19 protein-coding genes and 1 tRNA gene are annotated in these 20,112 nt (G+C 63.3%); 8 read left to right on the top strand and 12 right to left on the bottom strand.

Going from position 1 to position 20,112, the window contains the following annotated elements; translation table 11 throughout:
• Together ACSBP4_RS18215 and cdd are read left to right on the top strand one after the other, a co-directional pair.
• The coding region (locus ACSBP4_RS18215; protein ID WP_435553060.1) for a phosphomannomutase at positions 1-1,227 on the top strand (1,227 nt) is incomplete at its 5' end.
• A 63-nt stretch (positions 1,228-1,290) separates the two neighbouring features.
• Positions 1,291-1,680 (top strand): cytidine deaminase, encoded by a 390-nt coding sequence (gene cdd, locus ACSBP4_RS18210; protein ID WP_435553059.1) that lies wholly within the window; start codon positions 1,291-1,293, stop codon positions 1,678-1,680.
• Positions 1,681-1,762: 82 nt separating this feature from the next.
• Here cdd and ACSBP4_RS18205 read toward each other — a convergent pair whose 3' ends face one another.
• Positions 1,763-2,188, bottom strand: coding sequence for a DUF488 domain-containing protein (locus ACSBP4_RS18205; RefSeq protein WP_049966291.1), 426 nt, complete (start codon positions 2,186-2,188; stop codon positions 1,763-1,765).
• A gap of 59 nt (positions 2,189-2,247) precedes the next feature.
• Here ACSBP4_RS18205 and ACSBP4_RS18200 point away from each other — a divergent pair, with 59 nt between their 5' ends.
• On the top strand, positions 2,248-3,069 hold the full coding sequence (locus ACSBP4_RS18200; RefSeq protein ID WP_435553058.1) for a nucleoside phosphorylase: 822 nt from the start codon (positions 2,248-2,250) through the stop codon (positions 3,067-3,069).
• A gap of 21 nt (positions 3,070-3,090) precedes the next feature.
• Here the strand turns inward: ACSBP4_RS18200 and ACSBP4_RS18195 are convergent, their stop codons facing one another.
• The 5 genes from ACSBP4_RS18195 to ACSBP4_RS18175 all read right to left on the bottom strand — a co-directional run bounded on the left by ACSBP4_RS18195 (position 3,091) and on the right by ACSBP4_RS18175 (position 8,002).
• Entirely contained in the window at positions 3,091-3,858 is a 768-nt protein-coding gene (locus ACSBP4_RS18195; protein ID WP_006649380.1) for a mechanosensitive ion channel domain-containing protein, read from the bottom strand.
• A gap of 1 nt (position 3,859) precedes the next feature.
• Positions 3,860-4,672: a diadenylate cyclase DacZ gene (gene dacZ / locus ACSBP4_RS18190; RefSeq protein ID WP_006649381.1), complete on the bottom strand. Its 813-nt coding sequence runs from the start codon at positions 4,670-4,672 to the stop codon at positions 3,860-3,862.
• 177 nt (positions 4,673-4,849) lie between these two features.
• Positions 4,850-6,967 carry an AAA family ATPase gene (locus tag ACSBP4_RS18185; RefSeq protein ID WP_435553057.1) on the bottom strand — a complete coding sequence of 706 codons (2,118 nt, stop codon included), beginning with the start codon at positions 6,965-6,967 and terminating at the stop codon, positions 4,850-4,852.
• Between the two features lie 719 nt (positions 6,968-7,686).
• Positions 7,687-7,771 (bottom strand) — tRNA-Leu (locus ACSBP4_RS18180).
• A 57-nt stretch (positions 7,772-7,828) separates the two neighbouring features.
• A complete protein-coding gene (locus ACSBP4_RS18175; RefSeq protein ID WP_006179676.1) occupies positions 7,829-8,002 on the bottom strand; it encodes a hypothetical protein in 174 nt (57 codons plus the stop codon).
• Positions 8,003-8,223: 221 nt separating this feature from the next.
• On the opposite strand from ACSBP4_RS18175, the gene ACSBP4_RS18170 reads away from it, so the two are divergent.
• Positions 8,224-8,532, top strand: coding sequence for a transcription initiation factor IIB family protein (locus tag ACSBP4_RS18170; RefSeq protein ID WP_435553056.1), 309 nt, complete (start codon positions 8,224-8,226; stop codon positions 8,530-8,532).
• A 149-nt stretch (positions 8,533-8,681) separates the two neighbouring features.
• Here the strand turns inward: ACSBP4_RS18170 and ACSBP4_RS18165 are convergent, their stop codons facing one another.
• Entirely contained in the window at positions 8,682-9,149 is a 468-nt protein-coding gene (locus ACSBP4_RS18165; protein WP_006179674.1) for a phosphopantetheine adenylyltransferase, read from the bottom strand.
• A 146-nt stretch (positions 9,150-9,295) separates the two neighbouring features.
• Here ACSBP4_RS18165 and ACSBP4_RS18160 point away from each other — a divergent pair, with 146 nt between their 5' ends.
• The 3 genes from ACSBP4_RS18160 (at position 9,296) to ACSBP4_RS18150 (ending at position 13,438) form a co-directional block, all read left to right on the top strand.
• Entirely contained in the window at positions 9,296-11,551 is a 2,256-nt protein-coding gene (locus ACSBP4_RS18160) for an NADP-dependent malic enzyme (protein WP_006649384.1), read from the top strand.
• Between the two features lie 4 nt (positions 11,552-11,555).
• Entirely contained in the window at positions 11,556-12,986 is a 1,431-nt protein-coding gene (locus ACSBP4_RS18155) for a PQQ-binding-like beta-propeller repeat protein (protein ID WP_435553055.1), read from the top strand.
• Positions 12,987-13,066: 80 nt separating this feature from the next.
• Positions 13,067-13,438: a 30S ribosomal protein S8e gene (locus tag ACSBP4_RS18150; RefSeq protein ID WP_006649386.1), complete on the top strand. Its 372-nt coding sequence runs from the start codon at positions 13,067-13,069 to the stop codon at positions 13,436-13,438.
• Between the two features lie 98 nt (positions 13,439-13,536).
• Here the strand turns inward: ACSBP4_RS18150 and ACSBP4_RS18145 are convergent, their stop codons facing one another.
• The 4 genes from ACSBP4_RS18145 to ACSBP4_RS18130 form a co-directional block, all read right to left on the bottom strand.
• Positions 13,537-14,532, bottom strand: coding sequence for a phosphate uptake regulator PhoU (locus tag ACSBP4_RS18145; RefSeq protein ID WP_006649387.1), 996 nt, complete (start codon positions 14,530-14,532; stop codon positions 13,537-13,539).
• 249 nt (positions 14,533-14,781) lie between these two features.
• Positions 14,782-15,009, bottom strand: a complete 228-nt coding sequence (locus ACSBP4_RS18140) for a DUF7511 domain-containing protein (protein ID WP_006649389.1) — start codon at positions 15,007-15,009, stop codon at positions 14,782-14,784.
• A 226-nt stretch (positions 15,010-15,235) separates the two neighbouring features.
• Positions 15,236-17,716: a polyphosphate kinase 1 gene (ppk1, locus tag ACSBP4_RS18135; protein WP_435553054.1), complete on the bottom strand. Its 2,481-nt coding sequence runs from the start codon at positions 17,714-17,716 to the stop codon at positions 15,236-15,238.
• A gap of 9 nt (positions 17,717-17,725) precedes the next feature.
• Positions 17,726-18,421 carry a metallophosphoesterase family protein gene (locus tag ACSBP4_RS18130; protein ID WP_435553053.1) on the bottom strand — a complete coding sequence of 232 codons (696 nt, stop codon included), beginning with the start codon at positions 18,419-18,421 and terminating at the stop codon, positions 17,726-17,728.
• 179 nt (positions 18,422-18,600) lie between these two features.
• Here ACSBP4_RS18130 and ACSBP4_RS18125 point away from each other — a divergent pair, with 179 nt between their 5' ends.
• A complete protein-coding gene (locus tag ACSBP4_RS18125) occupies positions 18,601-19,266 on the top strand; it encodes a 2,5-diamino-6-(ribosylamino)-4(3H)-pyrimidinone 5'-phosphate reductase (RefSeq protein ID WP_435553052.1) in 666 nt (221 codons plus the stop codon).
• Here the strand turns inward: ACSBP4_RS18125 and ACSBP4_RS18120 are convergent, their stop codons facing one another.
• Positions 19,267-20,037, bottom strand: coding sequence for an enoyl-CoA hydratase/isomerase family protein (locus ACSBP4_RS18120; RefSeq protein WP_049966298.1), 771 nt, complete (start codon positions 20,035-20,037; stop codon positions 19,267-19,269).
• Between the last annotated feature and the right edge of the window lie 75 nt (positions 20,038-20,112).

Raw genomic sequence — 20,112 nt, 5'->3', positions numbered from 1 at the left:
GAGAGCGCCGGGGCGGACGTCCGCCGCGTGGGGCAGGTCCCGACGCCCGCGCTCGCCTACGCCTCGCGCGGCCGGCGGGGCGTGATGCTCACCGCCAGCCACAACCCGCCAGCGGACAACGGGATCAAGCTCTTCGCCGACGGCGTCGAGTACGACAGCGACGCCGAGCGGGCCGTCGACGAGGCCGTCGCGGCCGACGACGGCCCCGTCCACTGGGACGAGTGGGGCGACGGCGAACGCCTCGCGGTGGTGGATCGCTATCGCGACGCGGTCACCGACTACGTCCGGGAGCGGTTCGCCGACGCCGGGACCGACGGCGAGGCCGCGACCCCGGCGGACCCGCTCGCGGGGCTCCGGATCGCCGTCGACTGCGGGAACGGCGTCGGCGCGCTCGCGACGCCGCAGGTCTTAGAGCGCCTCGGCGCGACGGTCGTCGCGGTCAACGCCTCCGTCGACGGCCACTTCCCCGGCCGGGGGAGCAAGCCGACCCCGGAGACGCTCTCGGAGTTCTCGGCGTTCGTCGCGGACGGCGAGTTCGATCTCGGGCTCGCTCACGACGGCGACGCCGACCGGCTGGTCGCCCTCGATCCCGACGGCGACGTGATCCACGAGGACACGGTCCTCGCGGTGGTCGCGGCACGCTACACGGCCGACAGCGACGCCGACGACCCCGTCGTCGTCACCACACCCAACGCTTCCGCCCGTATCGACGAGCGAGTCCGGGCGGCCGGCGGCCGGGTCGAGCGCGTCCGGCTCGGGGCACTCCACGAGGGGATCGCGCGGGAGCGCGAGCGCGGCTCGGACGACACCGAAATCGCCTTCGCCGCCGAACCCTGGAAACACATCCACACCGCCTTTGGCGGCTGGATCGATGGCGTCGCAAGCGCGGCGGTCGTTGCCGCGCTCGTCGCCGCGGCCGGCGACACCGACCGGCTCCGGAAGCCGGTCACCGAACGCCCCTACCGAAAGGTCAGTCTCGACTGTCCCGACACGGCCAAAAGCGACGCCATGTCTGCCCTCGAGCGCGATCTGCCCGACGCGTTCCCCGAGGCCGCCGTCGACACCGACTACGGCGTCCGCCTCGAGTTCGCGGACGCCTCGTGGCTGCTGGTCCGCCCGAGCGGCACCGAACCCTACGTGCGTCTCTACGCCGAGAGCGAGTCGGTCGACGACCTCGTCGACGAGGCCAGCGGGGTCATTGAAGCGGCAATCGAGGACGTCCGGTAGCGGTCGTCGACGACCGGCGTCGGAGCCGACATCCTTTGGTCCCCGCCGGTCGAATCGGGTCCCATGAACGACTTGATCGCGGCCGCCCGCGACGCACAGGAACGGGCCCACGTCCCCTACTCCGAGTACCGCGTCGGTGCCGCCCTCGAGACGGCCGACGGCGAGGTCTTCACCGGCTGCAACCTCGAGAACGCCAACTACAGCAACAGCCTCCACGCCGAGGAGGTCGCGGTCGCCGAGGCGGTCAAGAACGGCCACCGCGAGTTCGCCCGGCTCGCGGTCAGTTCCGACCGCCGCGACGGCGTCACGCCCTGCGGGATGTGCCGGCAGACGCTGGCGGAGTTCTGCGACGACGACCTCGCCGTGATCTGTGACGAGGGCGGGAACGAGGTGACAGAGTACACGCTTGGCGAACTGCTGCCGAACACGATCACCGAAGAGACGCTCGAGTGACGGCTCGGGCCACTGCCGTCGAACCCGCCGTCGCGGCTCGGAGCCGCCGGTCGATCGATGCCGGCCCCGAGACGGATTCGACTTACCCCTCGAGGTACTCCCGGAGGATCGTCCGGTGACACCGCTTTTTCTCGGTGTTTTCGTAACAGACCAGCGCCAGCGACTCGCCCGCTGCCAACCGCTCGGAGAGCGTTTCGATCGCCGCCCGCGCGCTGTCGTCGCTCTCGAGATGGTCCCGGTAGGCCTCGCCGAACCCGACCTGCTCCCACGCGGCGTTGTGGGCACCCTCCTCGCAAAGCCCCTGTATCTTCATGTCCTCCTCGGCGTCGCGCATCGACTCGAGGAGCGGTTCCGGGGGCCCGAGTTCGGGCAGGTTCTCGTCGACGGCCGCGTGGAACCACGAGGTCGGCCGGCGGACGACGCCGACCCGGGTCGCGTCGGCCGGCAGCTCCGCCAGGTCGTGCTGGATCGCCGCGACATAGGTGTCCGTGAGCGTCCCGCGTGCCATACCGTCGCTACGGCCGCCCCGGGTTTATATACAGCGTCGCACCGAACCGCCGCTATTCGATGACTCGAGACAGCGAAGACCCGAACGCCGACGAACAGTACCACCTCGAGGTCGGCCCCGACGACGTGGCCGACACCGTGTTGTTGCCGGGCAATCCCGAACGCCTCGAGAAGATCGTGGCGTTCTGGGACGACCACGACCTCGTGGCTCGGCACCGCGAGTACCGCACTGCGACCGGGAGCTACGAGGGGACGCCGGTCTCGGTCACCTCGACGGGGATCGGTAGCCCGTCGGCCGCGATCGCCGTCGAGGAACTGGCCCGGATCGGTGTCGACACGTTCCTCCGGGTCGGCTCCTGCGGGGCGATCCAACCGGAGATGGCCGTCGGCGATCTGGTGATCACGACCGGTGCAGTCCGTCAGGAAGGGACCAGCGACGAGTACGTCCGCGAGGACTACCCGGCCGCCGCCGACGGCGAGGTCGTCTCGGCGCTGGTCGCCGCCGCCGAACGGCTCGGCTACGACTACCACACAGGCGTGACGATGAGTTCAGACTCCTTTTACGCGGGCCAGGGCCGGCCCGGGTTCGACGGCTTCGAGGCCGCCGGTTCGGACGAGTTAGTCGACGAACTCAAAGCGGCGAACGTGAAGAACATCGAGATGGAGGCCAGCGCGATCCTGACCCTCGCGAACCTCTACGGGCTCCGGGCCGGCGCGGTCTGTACCGTCTATGCCAACCGCGAGACCGGCGCGTTCCGGACCGAAGGCGAGTCCCGTGCCGCCGAGACCGCGACGCTCGCGACGCACTTGCTGGCGAAGATGGATGCCGTCAAACGCGAGGCGGGTGCCGACCGCTGGCACGCCGGCCTCTCGCTCGAGTAGTCGGTTCCCGTGTCGGCCCAGTCAGTCCCGCATCCGGACGATCCCGTCCTCGAAGACTTTCCGATTTGGGACGATGTACTCCTCGGAGTCGTCCTCGATCTTGGTGACGAACAGATCGACCTCCTGAACGATACCGGTCTGGTCGCCGATCCGGATCTCGTCGCCGATCCCGTAGGGCTGGTTCAGAAGCAGATAGATTCCGGCGGCGCTCGAGACGAGGAAGTCCTTGAACGCAACGGTACCGACGATGACGATGCCGATGGCGTAGACGGTCAGCAGGATCAAGAGCGCGAGAACGTGGACGCCGACCTGCCCGAGCGCGATGATGAAAGTGACATAGAGGACGGAGTACTTGACCACTTTCGGGATGACCGATACTTCGGGGAGCTTGACGCCACGGAGGTACTCGCTGACGATCAGTTCCGTCTTGTCAGCGACGATAAACCCCAGAATGAGGACGAGGACGGCGATAAACAGCTGCGGGACGAACTCGGTGACCCGCAGCCAGAAGGCGTCGGTGTCGAGCAGTTGGGCGATGTGGATCGCGGTCAACACCGCGATGCCGTAGATGAACCACGAACTCAGGCGGGCGACGATCTCGACCGTCGAGGTACCGATCGACTGGGCGGTCCGCTCGAAGGGGGTTCCCTCGACGGCCTCCGGGACGCCCGACGCCGAGAGCAGTTCTTCGTTGAGCCGACCGACCAGATAGCCGACGGCGAGGCCGAGCGTCAGTACCGCCGCGGCTATGACGGCCGGTTCGTTCAGAAGCGGCTGCCACTCTACCATATCAGTACGCCTCCGGATCGACCTCCAGGATGAGTTCTCCGGCCTTGAACGCCCGGACGAGGCCGTCACTCTCCGAGAGGACGATCGCGATCGCATTGGTATCGCGCGTGATCGCGCCGCCGGCCATGTGCCGCGCGCCCAACCCCTTCGGGATGTCGACCCCCTCCGCGGAGGGCTCGAGGTAGCGATACGCCGAGACGATCTTGCCCGCGTCGGAGATGATGAAGGCACCGTCGAGCCGCGAGAACTCCTTGAGCATCACGTTGACGATCGGATCGCCGACGTGAACGTGGGACTTCTCGAAGGGGTTGTAGGAAAGCGGGCGGGACTTGTTCATCACCTTGCCCGCGTCACCGACGACGAACAGCGCGCCGACCGGCTTGCCCTTCTGGCCCTTCTTGCCTAGTTCGATCGCCACTTCCAGCACCGACTTGACTACTTCCGGATCGGCCCGGGACTTGACGAACAGGTCGTAGATCCCCGTCCGGGTCTCCGCGTCGGCCCGGACTCGGGAGACGGTATCGATTCCATCGCTGAAGACGCTGCTTGCACAGGCCAACTCGTCGCCGTCCTCGATCACGCCCTGCTCGAGAGCCCCCTCGAGGCCGTATCGGATCCGTTCGGAGATGTTCCCGAACTCGAGGGGGAGTTCGACGAACGTCTCCGCACCGACGGCGTTTTCGGTCCCGACGACGATCACGTCGAGGTCCTCGATGTCCACGAACTGCTCGTAGTAGGAGCCGCTGGGTGAGAAGAGTACGACCGCATCGACACTCGCAAAGAGGTCCCCGAAGACGTCGTCTAACCCGGCCATTGAACATACAACCTGTTTCTGCCCGAATAAGCGTTATGGAGCGTCTGACGCTTGTCCGTCGTTTCTCTCTGCAGTGAGCGGTCGAAACGATCCAAGCGGCCGTCAGACGTACGGTAGTCGACGGTCGCCGACCGCTATTGCGATCGGTAGTATTCGCCTCATCCTCCGATGTTGGCCCTATTCTTCGTTCTCGAGCTCAGTTCTGGTTTCTTCATCCTCTTCTCCCTCACCAGTTTGTTCACCACTACTAATATCGTCTTCATCTGCAACAATTCGATTTATTTCCGATATCAGGTTGGAAAAGTTGTCAATCGTTTCATCATCGAGGCCGATATCATCTTTTTCTAATATCTTCTCGCTTATCCGCTTCGCTATTTCTTTCTTTTTCACTACCAGACCGCCGTCAGAGATGCCCTGGATTCGTTTGATTTCACCATTCAACGATTCTACGACACTCTTGTCGGAGTTGTAAAATTCTTCTTCAATGTCGTCTAAGGACAGTCCATGTACTTCCGCAGTAATTTTAGAGAAAAATTCCCGAGAGAATAGGTCCTCCACTGTAACTTCAGCATCAGTAGTTAGTATATCCGAAACTGTGAGGACATGCTTAGATGGAACTCCGTCTTCTATTAATTGGTCATTCGCAACCCGACCCTCCTCATCCCCGTCTAAGAAAACAGCATATTCATAATTTTCAGCATCAACTAATCTACCCATGTAAGTCGTTTTAGTTGCACCTCCGCAATCTATAATCTGGATATTCGGATGGAAAGACTCACCATCATTTAATTTGTCGAATAGCTTCGAGAAACTATTCAGATATAGACGGTCCTCAAACCCTTCCACCAAGACTGTCTTCGAACTGGAAAAGAGTGAATCCGAAAAGGTTGCCCCCAATGATGCTCTCACGGAGGCTAATGAATCGTCACTTGGTGTCTCTTGGTGGCCTAACTTTTGTACTTTTGTCCCTGACCCGTCTCCCGGACGGCGTGCAACTCTAATTCTTGTGAGATTTTGCGTATCAATCATATATGGTGCATGTGTAGCAAATATTAACTGATTAGATTCAGCTAATCTACTTAGTGAATTCCGCAAGTTTCTGTGTCCTTCTGGATGTAAATGGACTCCAGGACTATCTAACAAAACTATTGAATTCTCCAACTGAGAGTCTGATTGTGAGATGACCTGTGCGAGGAAGGAGACAAACCGCCTTAAGCCCCTACTCCTATCAGATGCCGCTTTTCGTTTATTTGACTCATCATAGAATTGGAGTGAGACCCTACCACCTGAAAGTTCAATTTCAATATCAATAGTTGATTGGTTCCAATACTGATTAAATAGGTCCGAAAATTCTTCTCCAGCACGTTGTCTCCTATCCCTTATTTCTCCAGACGATAGGTCGTCTAATTCCTCCGGTTCTAATCCTGCATAACTCAGTATCGCGGAGTAGGCAGCATTCTCTTCTGGGTTCTCTCTAAGTTCCTCAATAGCGACCTCATCTTTTATCTCATCAATCTCTCCATAGTAGTGGATATCTGGAAGGTGGCGCAAATCAGACTCATATATTCGTATACCACTTTCTTCACGAGACGATTCTATTATGCCTATTATTTCACTTATAAGCTTTTCGGCATTATGACTACCAGCTGACTCTTCCTCATCATACTGCCCTGCAATCACCTCATTATTCTCACGAATATAATTCTGCAAATCATCTAATGAATCTTGAAAGTCTGTCTCAGCGTCTTCTTCAAAAGGTGTTCTTCTTAGGCGACGGATTCTCATTCCTAATTCAGACGAGATCTGTTCCACCGTGATTTGATTACCCAACTGCTGGGTTCGACTTGTGAGAAGAGATGTAAGATATCTCTTTTCAACCTCTTGATCGTTGAATGTTGCCTTATGAGTACCATCAGCATACCTTTTAACAGTTGCCAAAGACCCATCGCTCTCTGACGGTTCTATAAAATAGGCATCATTCGAACCTTCCTCGCGTACATATCTTCTCCGATGGAAGAGATGAGCATTAGAGTCTGACGCTAATGACTGTGAAGGTAATTCAACCTCTAATACCTGTATATCACCCATTTTCTTTGAAGTTATTTTTTCACTATTGTAGTCACATAACTTCTCTCTAGGTATTTCGTTCGGATCTCCCAGTAAAGTCAGCGATTTTAAGAAGTTTGTTTTCCCTGCTTCGTTTCCACCGACAATAGTGGTCATTTTCTGGTTTAACTCAACAGTCCCAGAATCCACTATTGAACGGTAGTTCTGTACCTTTGTTGACTTTAGCATATGGGCATCAAAATATCTTATAGCAGAAAGTCATTTCCATCTACCGTCAGAAGCGATTCTTCAGTATTGAAATACAGCCTAAAACAATAATAAAATATTTGAATAGATTTTATGTATGCTAGCTAGGAAGAAAGAAATCTGAACAGCTAGATTTGTAAATAGATTTTAAACCATCTTACTATACTTGAGTTTTAGACTCATTAAAATATTTACGCGATATTCGGGGAGTAGTGAAAGGCTTCTGCCAACAATGATGATGATGATGATGATGATGATTTCCCAAACATGGTTATTCCCGTACTTGTTGGCCAGATATTTGAAATACTATTTCGGTATTCCCTTGATTCTCCTCTTCTATCCAATATTCGTTGTGATAATCCCAGACCATCAGTCGAACGCGGCGGCCTGTAGCCACTCTCATAGTCTGCTGAGTAGCGGAGGGCCTTGTCCGGACTTCCCCAAGTGGAGTAACCATTCTAAAGTTGTTCGCGGTAGCTGTGGTAGCCCACGAACTTCTTCTCAGACAGTCGGTCTTCGTTATCCAATGGGACGATTACAATATGCAGAGCGAAAACCGAATGATAGCACAGGGTTGGAAGTGCGCGGGACCGGATTCGAACCGAAGCAAGAAATGCTCGCTCCCGGTGGTCGCTGCGCGTTCCTTGCAGGGTTCGAATCCGCTGACTGCATTCTTCGCTCACGAAGTTGTTCGCGGAGAATGCGCGGGACCGGATTCGAACCGGCGGACCCCTACGGGACAGCGTCCTAAGCGCTGCGCCGTTGGCCTGGCTTGGCTACCCGCGCTCGCTCTCGAGTTTTCACGAATCGAGTAAGTACCTGTCGGTCCGCGCCAAGCGGCGCTCAACAGTGGGTCACCGGCTCCTCGGGCGACCAGTCCGGTGGGACGATAAACGTCACGTGTTCCGAATCCCGAAGCTGGTGTAACTCCGCGGCCCGTTCGGCCAGCGAGCGCTCCCGGTAGGCCAACTCGAGCCCGCAGCCGGTACAGACGAGTTTGCAGGTTGGCTCTGTCATGAGGTGGACTCGACACGCCGCACGTCGACGGACCGTTGGGGCGACACGCGGTTTAGTAGTCGGCTCCTAGTCGAATCCGCCGCGAACGGTCCACACACTCCATGAATCGTAGCCGACCGTTGCGTCGGTAGTCTCTCGTTGGGGCGGCGAGCCGATCGGCCGCTCGTCGAACGGCTCGCCGTGACCGCACGTTTATATCGGCTCAGCAGGTACTCGGAAGTATGCACAGTGCCCGGGACCGGGTCGAGTACGAGCCGTGGCTCGCGGAACTCGAGACGATCGCCGACCGCCTCGAGCTGTCGACGGAGGCTCGCTCGTGTGCGGTCGACCTCTTTCTGACCGACGTGCCCGAGTCGGATCGATCGAAGCGGGCGGTCCTGGCCGCCAGCCTCTATGCCGGCTCGCTCGTCGCCGGCGACGGCCGCACTCAGGGCGCGGTCGCCGACGCCGCCGACGTCTCCCGGCTCTCGGTCCAATCGCGCTGGAAGGAGTTGCTCGAGGCGGCGGGTCTCGAGCCGCCGCGCTGGTAATCGTTTCGTAGCACGACCGTTCCACGACTCAGAAGCGGGCTGTCCCGGCGTAATTGTACGATACGAAGCCGTATCGGCCGGTACTGTCCGACGGCAATCGGCCGTTGGCTTGACGCCCGTCGTCGACGGGTTGGTCTCCGCGACGACGCTTACTCCCCGTCGACGACGTTTCCGTGTTCGTCGATTTCGCCGTGGACGATCCGGGTACTCGAGATGATGTCGCCGTCGTCGGCCAGTACGTGGGGGACAACGACGACCTCGAGCGGGTCGTGGCCGCGTTCGCGGCGGATCTCGTTGATCCGCGTGCCGCCCTCGCGGGTCTCCGGCGAGACGACGAGATAGTCGTACTGCGGTTCCGTTGCGATCCCCGTCGGCGACTCGAGCAGCCGGACCTCGAACGTGCGGTCGTGATCGGCCGCGATCGACTCGAGTTCCGACTCGAGGTTTCGTTTCCGTTCGTCGAACGACCGAACCCGCCGGTCGACGTCTCGTGTCTTCGGGGCGAGGTCGTCGCTGGTCAAGCCGACAGTCACGTCCCCGAGTTCGAACGCCCGTTCGAACAGCCGCCGATGGCCGTCATGAACGGGGTCGAAGGTCCCACCAAGCGCGACGTCCATACCCCACCACACTTCCGCGGAGTGTATAAAACGGTCGAATCCCCGTCTTTTGTCCGGGCGAACTGCGGCCGCGGAACAGTTTATTTCGACAGCCGTCGAAACTCCCCTTCGCATTGTTTTTTGTAGTCGCCCACAGTGTCCCCGATATGGGATTAGACGAGGACGCACTCGAGTACCATCGAACGGATCCACCGGGCAAGATCGAGATTTCGACGACGAAGCCGACGAACACCCAGCGTGACCTCTCGCTGGCGTACTCGCCGGGCGTCGCCGCGCCGTGTCTCGAGATCGACGAGGACGAGACTGACGCCTACCAGTATACGGCCAAGGGCAACCTCGTCGGCGTCGTCTCGAACGGTTCGGCGGTTCTCGGATTGGGTGACATCGGCGCACAGGCTTCCAAACCCGTCATGGAGGGCAAGGGCGTGCTGTTCAAGCGCTTTGCCGACATCGACGTCTTCGACATCGAACTCGACGATTCGGACCCCGACAAGCTCGTCGAGGCCATCAAGATGATGGAGCCGACCTTCGGCGGGATCAACTTAGAGGACATCAAAGCACCCGGCTGTTTCACCGTCGAGGAACGGCTGCGCGAGGAGATCGACATTCCGGTGTTCCACGACGACCAGCACGGCACCGCAATCATCTCCGGGGCCGCGCTGCTCAACGCCGCCGACATCGCCGGCAAGAGCCTCGAGGAACTCGAGGTCGTCTTCTCCGGAGCCGGCGCGAGTGCCATCGCAACGGCGCGCTTTTACGTCTCGCTGGGCGTCCGGAAGGAGAACATCACGATGTGTGACTCCTCGGGAATCATCACCGAGGACCGCGCCGCGGACGGCGACGTCAACGAGTACAAACAGCAGTTCGCCCGCGACGTGCCCGAGGGCGGGCTGGCCGACGCGATGGCGGGGGCCGACGTCTTCGTCGGGCTCTCGATCGGCGGCATCGTCTCCCAGGAGATGATCCAGTCGATGGCGTCGGACCCGATCGTCTTCGCGATGGCGAATCCGGATCCGGAGATCGGCTACGAGGAGGCCAAGGCCGCTCGCGACGACACCGTCATCATGGCCACCGGCCGGTCGGACTACCCGAATCAGGTCAACAACGTCCTCGGGTTCCCCTTCATCTTCCGCGGGGCCCTCGACGTGCGCGCGACCGAGATCAACGAGGAGATGAAAGTCGCCTGTGCCGAGGCGCTGGCCGAACTCGCCCGCCAGGACGTTCCCGACGCGGTCGTCAAGGCCTACGGCGACGACCCGATCCAGTACGGCCCCGACTACATCATTCCCAAGCCCGTCGACCCGCGCGTCCTCTTCCGCGTCGCGCCGGCGATCGCCGAGGCCGCGATGGAGTCCGGTGCGGCTCGTACCGAGATCGACCTCGAGGCCTACGAGGAAGAACTCGAAGCCCGGCTGGGCAAGTCCCGCGAGATGATGCGGGTCGTCCTCAACAAGGCCAAGAGCGACCCCAAAACGGTCGCTCTGGCGGAGGGCGAAAACGAGAAGATGATCCGCGCGGCCTACCAGATTCAGGAGCAGGGGATCGCCCTGCCGGTCCTGATCGGCGACGAGGACGAGATCAAGCAGACCTCGGCGAACCTCGGGCTGGACTTCGATCCGACCGTCGCCGACCCCTCGGTCGGCGACTACGAGGAGTACGCCGACCGGCTCCACGAACTGCGGGCCCGCAAGGGGATCACGCGCAGCGAGGCCGGCGAACTCGTCGAGCGCGACTCGAACTACTTCGGGAGCGTGATGGTCGAACAGGGCGACGCCGACGCCCTACTGACCGGCCTCTCCCACCACTACCCCTCGGCGCTGCGACCGCCGTTGCAGGTCGTCGGCACCGACGACGACGTCGACTACGCCGCCGGCGTCTACATGCTGACGTTCAAGAACCGCGTGATCTTCGTCGCCGACGCGACGGTCAACCAGGACCCCAACGAGGAGGTCCTCGCGGAGGTCACCAAACAGACCGGCAAACTGGCACGGCGGTTCAACATCGAACCCCGCGCGGCACTGCTCTCGTACTCGAACTTCGGGAGCGTCGACAACGAGGGGACCCGCAAACCGCGCAAGGCGGCGCGGATGTTGCAGGACGACCCCGAAGTCGACTTCACGGTCGACGGCGAGATGCAGGCCGACACCGCCGTCGTCGAGGACATCCTCGAGGGCACGTACGGCTTCTCCGAACTCGAGGAACCCGCGAACGTGCTGGTCTTCCCGAACCTCGAGTCGGGCAACATCGGCTACAAACTCCTCCAGCGACTGGGCGGTGCCGACGCCATCGGGCCGATGCTGGTCGGGATGGACAAGCCGGTCCACGTCCTCCAGCGGGGCGACGAGGTCAAAGACATCGTGAACCTCGCGGGCGTGGCGGTCGTCGACGCCCAACAGGAGTAGACGCGTGAGCGACCGCGCCGCGGACCCTCGAGCCGACGCCGATCACGACGGCGGGACAGCCGCGGCTGCGCGCGTCACCAGACGGCAACTGCTCGGCACCGCCGGCACGGCCGGGATCGTCGGACTGGCCGGCTGTGCCGACCGGCGGTACCGCTCGCGGACGGACTGTTCGGCGATCACTGCCGCCGCGAGCGACGCGGACGGCTACGTTCCGTTGCCGGCCGACGATGGCACCTCGATGTTCCGTCGGGGCCTGCGCCGGTACGGCTACTACCCCGAGGAGACCGTCCCGGACGCGGTGCGGGTCGACTGGTCGTTCTCGACCAACCGGATCGGACACACCGCGGCCAAGTCGACGCCGCGACCGACGCCGGACGGCGAGACGGTCCTCGTGGCCAGCGACACCGGCCGGATCGACGCCGTCACGCCGACCGGCGAGAAGCGCTGGCACCTCGAGACCGGCGCCGGCCGGAGCCTGGGCTTTCACGGGACGCCGGCGATCGTCGACGGGACCGCCTACATCGGCGGTTACGACGGCGCGCTCTACGCCGTCGATATCGCATCCGGCGACCTGCAGTGGCGAACCACCGCCCGCGAGTTCGGCGGCGCGATCGCGATCGGCTCGAGTCCCGCGTACGTCGACGGAACGCTCTACCTGCTCGCCGAGTACAGCGACCCGGCAAGCGGCACGCTCTGGGCGGTCGACGCCGCCACCGGCACGCCGGTCTGGAGCGACGACCGCCTCTGGGGGATGCCCCACCCCTCGCCCGCGATCGATTGCGAGGCCGGCCGGCTCGTCACGGGGTCGAACGACGGCGTCGTCTACTGCTGGGAGTTCCCCTCCCTCGAGTTCGCGTGGTCGTTTCAGGCGGGCGGCGAGGGCGGCCCCGACGGGAAGTCGATGGCAGGCGGGCGGTTCAACCTCGGCGCACAGATCAAGGGGACGATCCCGGTCTACGACGGCGCGGCGTTCGTCGGCTCGTGGGACGGTCGGTTCTACCGGCTCGACCTCGCGGACGGCAGCGAGGAGTGGTCGTTCGACACCGGCGACGTCGTCATGTCGAACCCGGCGATCGACCCCGAGGCAGGGATCGTCTACGTCGGGGGCGACGACCACCACGTCCACGCGCTCGAGACCGATACCGGCGAGGAGTTGTGGTCGGCCGACGTGGACGGACACGTCATCGGTTCGATCACGGCCACCGCCGAGACGATTCTCGTCGGCTCCTACGACACGCACCTGTACGCGCTCGATCGCGAGACCGGCGACCGACGCTGGCGAGTCCGGAATCGCGGGCACGTCACGAGCGGTGCGATCCCCCGCGACGGGCGGATCTACTACGCCGAGCGCGGCGTCTTCTCGAACTACTACGCCGACGAGGAGACGATCCTCGAGGAGCCCGGCCGCGCGTACTGTCTTGTCGCCGACGAGTGACCGGCCGGCGACTGCGCCGGTGGCCTGCAGCCGGGGTGTATCTCGTTGCATATAAATACGCGCCGGGGCTGGGTACGTGTATGCAGGATCAGGGACGCTCTACGCGCAAGCGAACCGGCGGTCGACTGAAGAACGTTCGAAAGCGCCGGAAGAACGAACTCGGTCGGCTGCCCACCGAGACGCAGGTCGGCGAACCGCGGTTCCGCACCGTCGATGCCCGCGGGAACGAGACGAAGACCCGTGCGCTGGCGACCAACGTCGCAAGCGTCAACAAGGGCGACGAGACGGTTTCGGCCGACATCGAGGACGTCGTCGAGAACGACGCCAACCCGAACTACGTCCGCCGAAACATCATCACGAAGGGTGCCGTCATCGAGACGAGCGAAGGGCAGGCCCGCGTTACGTCCCGACCCGGACAGACCGGTCAGGTCAACGCCGTTCTCCTCGAGTAACGCCCGCTGATTCTTCCGTTGTGCCAGCGCGGTCAGCTGCGGCTCTGCCGTTTACACCACGAGCGTACCGTCCCCCGATAATCGATCGTCCGCGGTCGTCAGGGCCGTGGGGCGGCCTTCTGCAGCGCAGTTTCGGCAATGTTACCGCCGTAGTCGGCGCTCCGCGAGAGCGAGTCGACGATCAGCCCCAGCGATTGAGCCTGTGCGGGCTCGAGATCCCGTAGCATGTCGTCGATCTTGCGGGTGTGTTCGTCGATCTCGACGACGGCCTCGAGCGCCGCGTGGCCGAGGCGGGTGGCCTCGTCGGACTCCTCGGCGAACAGGGCGTCGGTCGACTGTTCGAGGACCGACGCGGCCTCGGCGTGGAGCCCGTGGACGGCATCAGCGACGTCGGCCGACAGGTCGTCGAGTTTGAGCGCGATGTCGCTGATCTTGACGGCGTGGTCGGCGATCCGCTCGAGTTGCCGGGCGGTCGAGTGAAAGTCGAAGCAGTCCTCCCGGGAGACGCCGAGTTCCTCGACGGCGCGTGGTGAGCGCAACGTCGCGCGGAAGATCCGCGAGACGACCAGCCAGAGCCGATCGACGTCGTCGTCGCGCTCGATCACGTCCTCGGCGATCGCGTCGTCGTTCTCGATCAGGGCCGTCACCGCGTCCTCGAGCATCGACTGGGCGATCAGCCGCATCCTGGTGACGGCGTTGACGATCGACAGCTCCGATGAGTCGAGCAAGTCCTGAATGACGACGCTATCGCTGGTTTCCTCCAAGACCTCGACGCCGACGAGTCGCTGGGTCGCACTCCTGATCGCGCTTCGTTGCTCGGTCGTGATCCGGCCGGCCTCGAGCGAAATCACGTCGAAGCCGCTGACGTACATCGTCATCACGGCCCGCGTGAGCTGTTCGCCCTCGAGGCCGGAGACGTCGAGGGTGCCTTCCTGCCGGCGCGTCTCGCGTTCCGGCGTGAGAAGCAGTTCGTCGTCTTCGGGATAGAATTCGACGGTCGTACCGCTGCTGACACCGTTGTCGGTCGCCCACGTCTTCGGCAGCGAAACGGTATACGTCGACCCACCGGTCACCTGGACCTTTCGCGTCTCCATACGGGCCGATTTTGATTACAACAATATAAATCCACTAGTCTATAGAGAGAATTAGCCAGGGAGATAGTGCCACTATCGGACGTTTTAGGCCGTCTCAGATAACTATTCATCAGTACGAATCTATCGACAATAGTTATCAAACATAGTGCTATATAGAAATTGTAGAGATACATATCGAGTGGGATCACTCCGACGAAGAGGGGGGTACAGTCGGCGCGAATCGTGATCGATTCGCCGGGCCGGTCGTCGTCAGCGAACGTCCTCGAGATCGACGAACGCCTCGATATCGGCCGACAGCCACGTCGTCAGCTGATCGTCGGCCGGACACTCACGCGGCGTAATCGTACATCGGTCCGCCCGGTCCTCGTATCGGACGACGATCGACTCGAGGGTGGCCGTCTCGGTCGCGTACTGCGTCGCCGTCGAGAGCCGTTGCCGCGTCGAACGATCGCCGTAGCCGCCGGTTGATCCGTTCATGGTCGGGGGAGAGCGCGTATCGAAGTCGACCGACGGAACGTACAAAGCCGCTGCTAGTTGTGCTATTGAGGGATCCGTACGGCCTCGAACGACTCGGTATCGGCAGGGACGGGCCGCGTCGCTGGTGGCACTCGTTTCGGAAATGGAAAAGGGAACCGTCGGTGATCGGTAGTCGGCGATTGGTAGTCTGAAACTGGCAATCAGCAGTCGGCGATCGCCCCACCGTTCAGTCTCCGAGATCGATCCGCCCCCGACCCGCGGGGCGTAACGCCGACCGCATGAACGTCTCGTGAACGTCGGTCGACGAACCGTCCGTCGATCGGCAGCGATCGTAGCTCCCGTCCGACCGCATTATCCACCTGTTCCGATCGTCCTCGAGCAGCGTCTCGAGGATCGTTTCGAGTCGCTCCCGGAGCCGCGGATCCTCGATCGGCGTCACCGCCTCGACCCGGTTGTCGAGATTACGGGTCATCCAGTCGGCCGACCCGATGTAGTACCGGTCCTCGCCGCCGGCCCGGAAGTAGAAGATCCGCGAGTGTTCGAGAAAGCGGCCGACGACGCTGTAGACGTCGATCGTCTCGCTGATGCCCTCGAGGCCGGGTCGAAGCCGACAGATATCGCGGACGATCAGATCGATGTCGACGCCGGCCATTGAGGCTTCGTAGAGTTCCCGGACGAGTTCGGGGTCTTCCAACCGGTTCATCTTGGCGACGATCCGGGCGTCCTCGCCGTTGCGGGCCCGCTCGGCCTCGGCCCGGATCAGTTCGACGAACCGATCGCGCATGTTCCCCGGCGCGATCAACAGCTCCCGGTAGTCCCGATACATCGAGTGGCCGGTGAAGTAGTTGAACAGCCTGACGAGGTCCTGTCCGATGTCCCGATCGGCGGTCAGCAACCCCAGATCCTCGTAGCTCTTGGCCGTCTCGGAGTGGTAGTTACCGGTCCCGACGTGAGAGTAGAGCCGGACGCCGTCGGCCTCCTCGCGGACGACCAGCGAGGTCTTGGTGTGGGTCTTGTAGCCGATCGTTCCGTAGGCGACGTGGATCCCCTCCTCCTCGAGTTTCTTCGCCCACTCGAGGTTGTTCTCCTCGTCGAAGCGGGCCTTCAACTCGACCATGACCGCGACCTGCTTGCCGTTGTGGGCGGCCTCGATCAGGCTCTCGATGACCCGTGAGTCGCTGGCGGTCCGGTAGATCGCCGCCTTGATCGCCAGTACGTCGGGGTCGTTGGCCGCGGCTTCGAGGAACCGCTGGACGGTTCCCTCGAAGGAGTGATAGGGGTGATGGACGAGGACGTCGCGGTCGCTGATCGCGTCGAAGACGTTCGTCGCGTCGTCACACCGGCCCAGCCGCGGATGGGGCTGTGGCGACCACTCGGGAAGCTTCAGGTCGGGGCGGTCGAGTTCGGTCAGGTCGGCGAAGTCCCGGTAATCGAGCGGGCCGGCGAGTTCGAACACCTCCCGGTCGTCGAGTTCGAGTTCCCGCGTGAGGATCTCGCGCACTTCCTGCGGGGCGTCGGGTTCGATCTCGAGGCGGACGGCGGCCGCGAACCGCCGCTCCTCGATGACCTCCTCGATGGTCTCGATCAGGTCCTCGGCGACCTCCTCGTTGCGCCGGACCTCGGCGTTGCGGGTCACGCGGAACAGGGCAGTGTCGACCACCTCGACGTCCGGAAAGAGCAGATCGAGGTTCGCCCGGACGACGTCCTCGAGGAGGACGTACCGCCGGTCGTCGCCGAGCTGGACGAACCGGAGCTGGTTGCGCGGGATCTTCACCCGCGAGAAGGTCAGTTCCGCGTCGGGTCGTTCCCGCGTCAGCACCGCCAGCGAGAGGCTCTGATTCGAGATGAACGGGAAGGGATGGGCCGGATCGAACGTCAGCGGGGTCAGCGTCGGCAACACCGAACTCTCGAAGTACTCGCGAAGCGTCGTCCGCTCGGCCGCACTCAGGTCGTCGTAATCGACGATGGCGATGCCTTCGTCGGCCAGCGCCGGACGGATCTCCTCGCAGTAACACTCGGCCTGCCGCTCGAGCAGCGGCCGGGCCGCCTCGAGGACGGCGTCCCACTGCTCGCGGGGCGTGCGCCCGTCGGGCGTCTCCTCGGTGACGCCGGCCGCGATCCCCTGTTTCAGGCCGCCGACGCGCTTGCGGAAGAACTCGTCGAGGTTCCGCGTGACGATCGAGCAGAACTTCACGCGCTCCAACAGCGGGTTGTCCGAATCGAGGACCTCGTGGAGGACCCGCCGCTGGAAGGCCAGTTCGCTGAGTTCGCGATTCAGGTAGTACTCCGGGCTCGAGAGGTCGACGTCGGCGATGCCGGACGACGGGTCGTTCCCTTCGACTGGATCGGTCCCGTCGCCGTCGGCCGAAGTATCGCCGATCGGCTCGGGGAGAGGCAGCGTCTCGGCGTTGCCGTCGTCGGTCTCCGCGGCACCGTCGGTCCGCGAGCCGGGCGCGCCCGCTCCCGCGTCCGACTCGGCCTCGATCACGGTGTCCGCTGTGGACTCCTGGTCTCCGGCGCGATCAGTGGTCTCCGATTCGGCGCCGCCGTCGGTCCGCTCGGCCGGACTCGAGGCGGTCACACCTTCGTCGTCGAGCAGCGATCGGAACGCGAACTCGGAGCCGTCGGCGGTCGACTGGTCGTTTGCCTGTTCCTCCGGGGTCGTTCCACCCCGCTCGTCGTCGGCTGTCGCATCTCGTTCGTTCATCCCGACCCCCTAGCAACTGCCGTCCGGCGTGACGATCTTCGACGACGATCGCTCGACGTGGTCGGGGCCGTCGACGCTGACGAACCGCTCGTTCCCGACGTCGTACGCAGTGAGACTGCCGCCGTAGACACACCCCGTATCGAGCCCCACCGCCCACTCCCGTTCGATCGGCGTCTCGAGGACGGTGTGACCGAAGAAGACCCGCGGCGGCCCCTCGTAGGCGTCGAACCAGAAGGGGCCGTCGTAGCCGTCACCCTCGGGCGACCGCATCGTCAGTACGTCCTCGCGGGACTGCGCCGACAGCGAGCGGGCCGGGTCGACCCCGCCATGGACGACGAGGCCGCCGTCCCACGAGATCGCGGTCGGCAGCGACTCCACGTACTGGTAGTCGGCCGGCCCCAGCGCCGACAGCGAGGCCGCCCCCTCGATGAGCTTTCGCTCGTTGTTGCCCCGAACGGAGAGCAGTCGCGGCGACCGGCGCACCCGGTCGAGGACGGCCTTGCTGTCGGGTCCCTTTCGGACCAGGTCGCCGACGAACACGGCGAGGTCGTTGCCGCCGAGGTCCAGTCGCTCGAGCAGCGCATCGAGCGCGTCCGGACAGCCGTGAACGTCGCCGATGACGTAGACGTCGCCGTGGTTCTCGAGGTCGAGATGGCGGTGGTCGAACGATACCGCGTCGTCGGACGGGGTGGTGGCGGTCGTCACGCGTATCGTCCGAATCGTCCGGCGAGACCGGATAAGTCGTTTATATGTTGGGTACGCGATGCTATATAGCGCCGTATAGCCGACACGAGAGACGGGCCGGCCCCCGGCGGCAGCGCCCGACGCGACGGCAGCGGCCCGCGAGGCGGGGATTTCTTTAGCCGGCCGCCCGCAGCAGCGGTATGCACGTCGTGGTCAACGCCGCAATGAGCGCGGACGGGAAACTCTCCTCGCGACGCCGGGAGCAACTCGCGATCAGCGGCGACGAGGACTTCGCCCGCGTCGATCGGGTCCGGGCCGAAAGCGACGCCGTCGTCGTCGGCGTCGGGACCGTCCTCGCGGACGATCCGCACCTGACGGTCAAGGACGAGCGGCTGCGGGAACGACGGCGCGAGCGGGGCGATCCTGAAACCCCCGCACGGGTCGTGGTCGACTCGAGCGGGCGGACCCCGACCGACGCCGCGGTCCTCGACGACGCGGCGACGACCTACTGCTGTCTGAGCGAGGCCGCGCCCGTCGACCGCCGCGCGGCACTCGCCGACGCCGCCGAACTGATCACCGCGGGGGAGGAGCGGGTCGATCTCCTACGGGCGTTCGCGGCCTTGCAGGAGGCGGGCCTTGAGCAGGTCATGGTCGAGGGCGGCGGCGAACTCATCTTCTCGCTGTTCGAGGCCGGGCTGGTCGACGAGCTACGGGTGTTCATCGGCCCGACGATTATCGGTGGCCGGGACGCCCCGACGCTGGCCGACGGCGAGGGCTTTGTCGCCGACTTCCCCGAACTCGCGCTCGAGGCCGTCGACCGGCTCGACGAGGGCGTTCTGCTCACGTGGCGCGTCGAAGACCGCTGATCACTCGAAGTCGGGCTCGCGGTCCTCGACGAACGCGGCCATCCCCTCGCGCTGGTCCGGGGTCCCAAAGAGGCTCGCGAAGGCGCGTTGCTCGTACGCGAGGCCGCTCTCCTGTGAGCCTTCGTAGCCCTGATTAATCGCCGCTTTTGCAGTTCGCATCGCGAAGGCCGGTTTCGCGGCGAGCCGATCGGCCAGTTCCGCGGCGACCCCCTCGAGTTCGTCGTCCGCCACGACCTCGCCGAACAGCCCCACCTCCGCGGCCGACGCGGCGTCGAGGCGCTCACCGAGGAAGATCATCCGGCGAGCGGTCTCGTCGCCAACCAGCCGCGGCAGCCGCTGGGTGGCCCCCCAGCCGGGGATGATTCCCAGATCGATCTCGGTGTTGCCGATCAGCGCCGACTCGCTCGCCACGCGGAGGTCACAGGCCAGCGCCATCTCACAGCCCCCGCCGAACGCGTAGCCGTTGACCGCGGCGATCGTTGGCGCGGGGAACGCCTCGAGCGCGTCGGCGACGTCGTGGCCAAGTTCGCCCCACTTCTGGGCCGCCTCGGGACCGAGATCCTGCATGTATTTGATGTCCGCGCCGGCGATGAACGCGTCGCCGGCCCCCGTCAAGACGAGCGCGCGTGCGCCCTCGTCGGCGGCCGTTTCGATCGCCTCCCCCATCGCCTCGAGCGTCTCGACGTTCAGGGCGTTCAGGGCGTCCGGTCGGTCGACGGTCAGCGTTGCGACATCGTCGTCGTACTCGAGGGAGACTGTGTCCCAGGACATATCCCGGCGTTCGTCGGCCACCGTCAAATCCCTTGGCACGCGATTCGGCTCGCGAGGTCAGCAGCGGTCGGGTCG

This window comes from Natrinema sp. CGMCC1.2065 (assembly GCF_051225675.1).
Taxonomy (GTDB): domain Archaea; phylum Halobacteriota; class Halobacteria; order Halobacteriales; family Natrialbaceae; genus Natrinema; species Natrinema thermotolerans.
The sequence above is the reverse complement of the archived record's forward strand: the minus strand, read 5'-3'. Positions and strand labels throughout refer to the sequence as shown.

Coding starts and splice junctions, on each gene's coding strand:
- cdd (WP_435553059.1), top strand. CDS start 1,291: ATGAACGACTTGATCGCGGCCGCCCGCGACGCACAGGAACGGGCCCAC.
- ACSBP4_RS18205 (WP_049966291.1), bottom strand. CDS start 2,188: ATGGCACGCGGGACGCTCACGGACACCTATGTCGCGGCGATCCAGCAC.
- ACSBP4_RS18200 (WP_435553058.1), top strand. CDS start 2,248: ATGACTCGAGACAGCGAAGACCCGAACGCCGACGAACAGTACCACCTC.
- ACSBP4_RS18195 (WP_006649380.1), bottom strand. CDS start 3,858: ATGGTAGAGTGGCAGCCGCTTCTGAACGAACCGGCCGTCATAGCCGCG.
- dacZ (WP_006649381.1), bottom strand. CDS start 4,672: ATGGCCGGGTTAGACGACGTCTTCGGGGACCTCTTTGCGAGTGTCGAT.
- ACSBP4_RS18185 (WP_435553057.1), bottom strand. CDS start 6,967: ATGCTAAAGTCAACAAAGGTACAGAACTACCGTTCAATAGTGGATTCT.
- ACSBP4_RS18175 (WP_006179676.1), bottom strand. CDS start 8,002: ATGACAGAGCCAACCTGCAAACTCGTCTGTACCGGCTGCGGGCTCGAG.
- ACSBP4_RS18170 (WP_435553056.1), top strand. CDS start 8,224: ATGCACAGTGCCCGGGACCGGGTCGAGTACGAGCCGTGGCTCGCGGAA.
- ACSBP4_RS18165 (WP_006179674.1), bottom strand. CDS start 9,149: ATGGACGTCGCGCTTGGTGGGACCTTCGACCCCGTTCATGACGGCCAT.
- ACSBP4_RS18160 (WP_006649384.1), top strand. CDS start 9,296: ATGGGATTAGACGAGGACGCACTCGAGTACCATCGAACGGATCCACCG.
- ACSBP4_RS18150 (WP_006649386.1), top strand. CDS start 13,067: ATGCAGGATCAGGGACGCTCTACGCGCAAGCGAACCGGCGGTCGACTG.
- ACSBP4_RS18145 (WP_006649387.1), bottom strand. CDS start 14,532: ATGGAGACGCGAAAGGTCCAGGTGACCGGTGGGTCGACGTATACCGTT.
- ACSBP4_RS18140 (WP_006649389.1), bottom strand. CDS start 15,009: ATGAACGGATCAACCGGCGGCTACGGCGATCGTTCGACGCGGCAACGG.
- ppk1 (WP_435553054.1), bottom strand. CDS start 17,716: ATGAACGAACGAGATGCGACAGCCGACGACGAGCGGGGTGGAACGACC.
- ACSBP4_RS18125 (WP_435553052.1), top strand. CDS start 18,601: ATGCACGTCGTGGTCAACGCCGCAATGAGCGCGGACGGGAAACTCTCC.
- ACSBP4_RS18120 (WP_049966298.1), bottom strand. CDS start 20,037: ATGTCCTGGGACACAGTCTCCCTCGAGTACGACGACGATGTCGCAACG.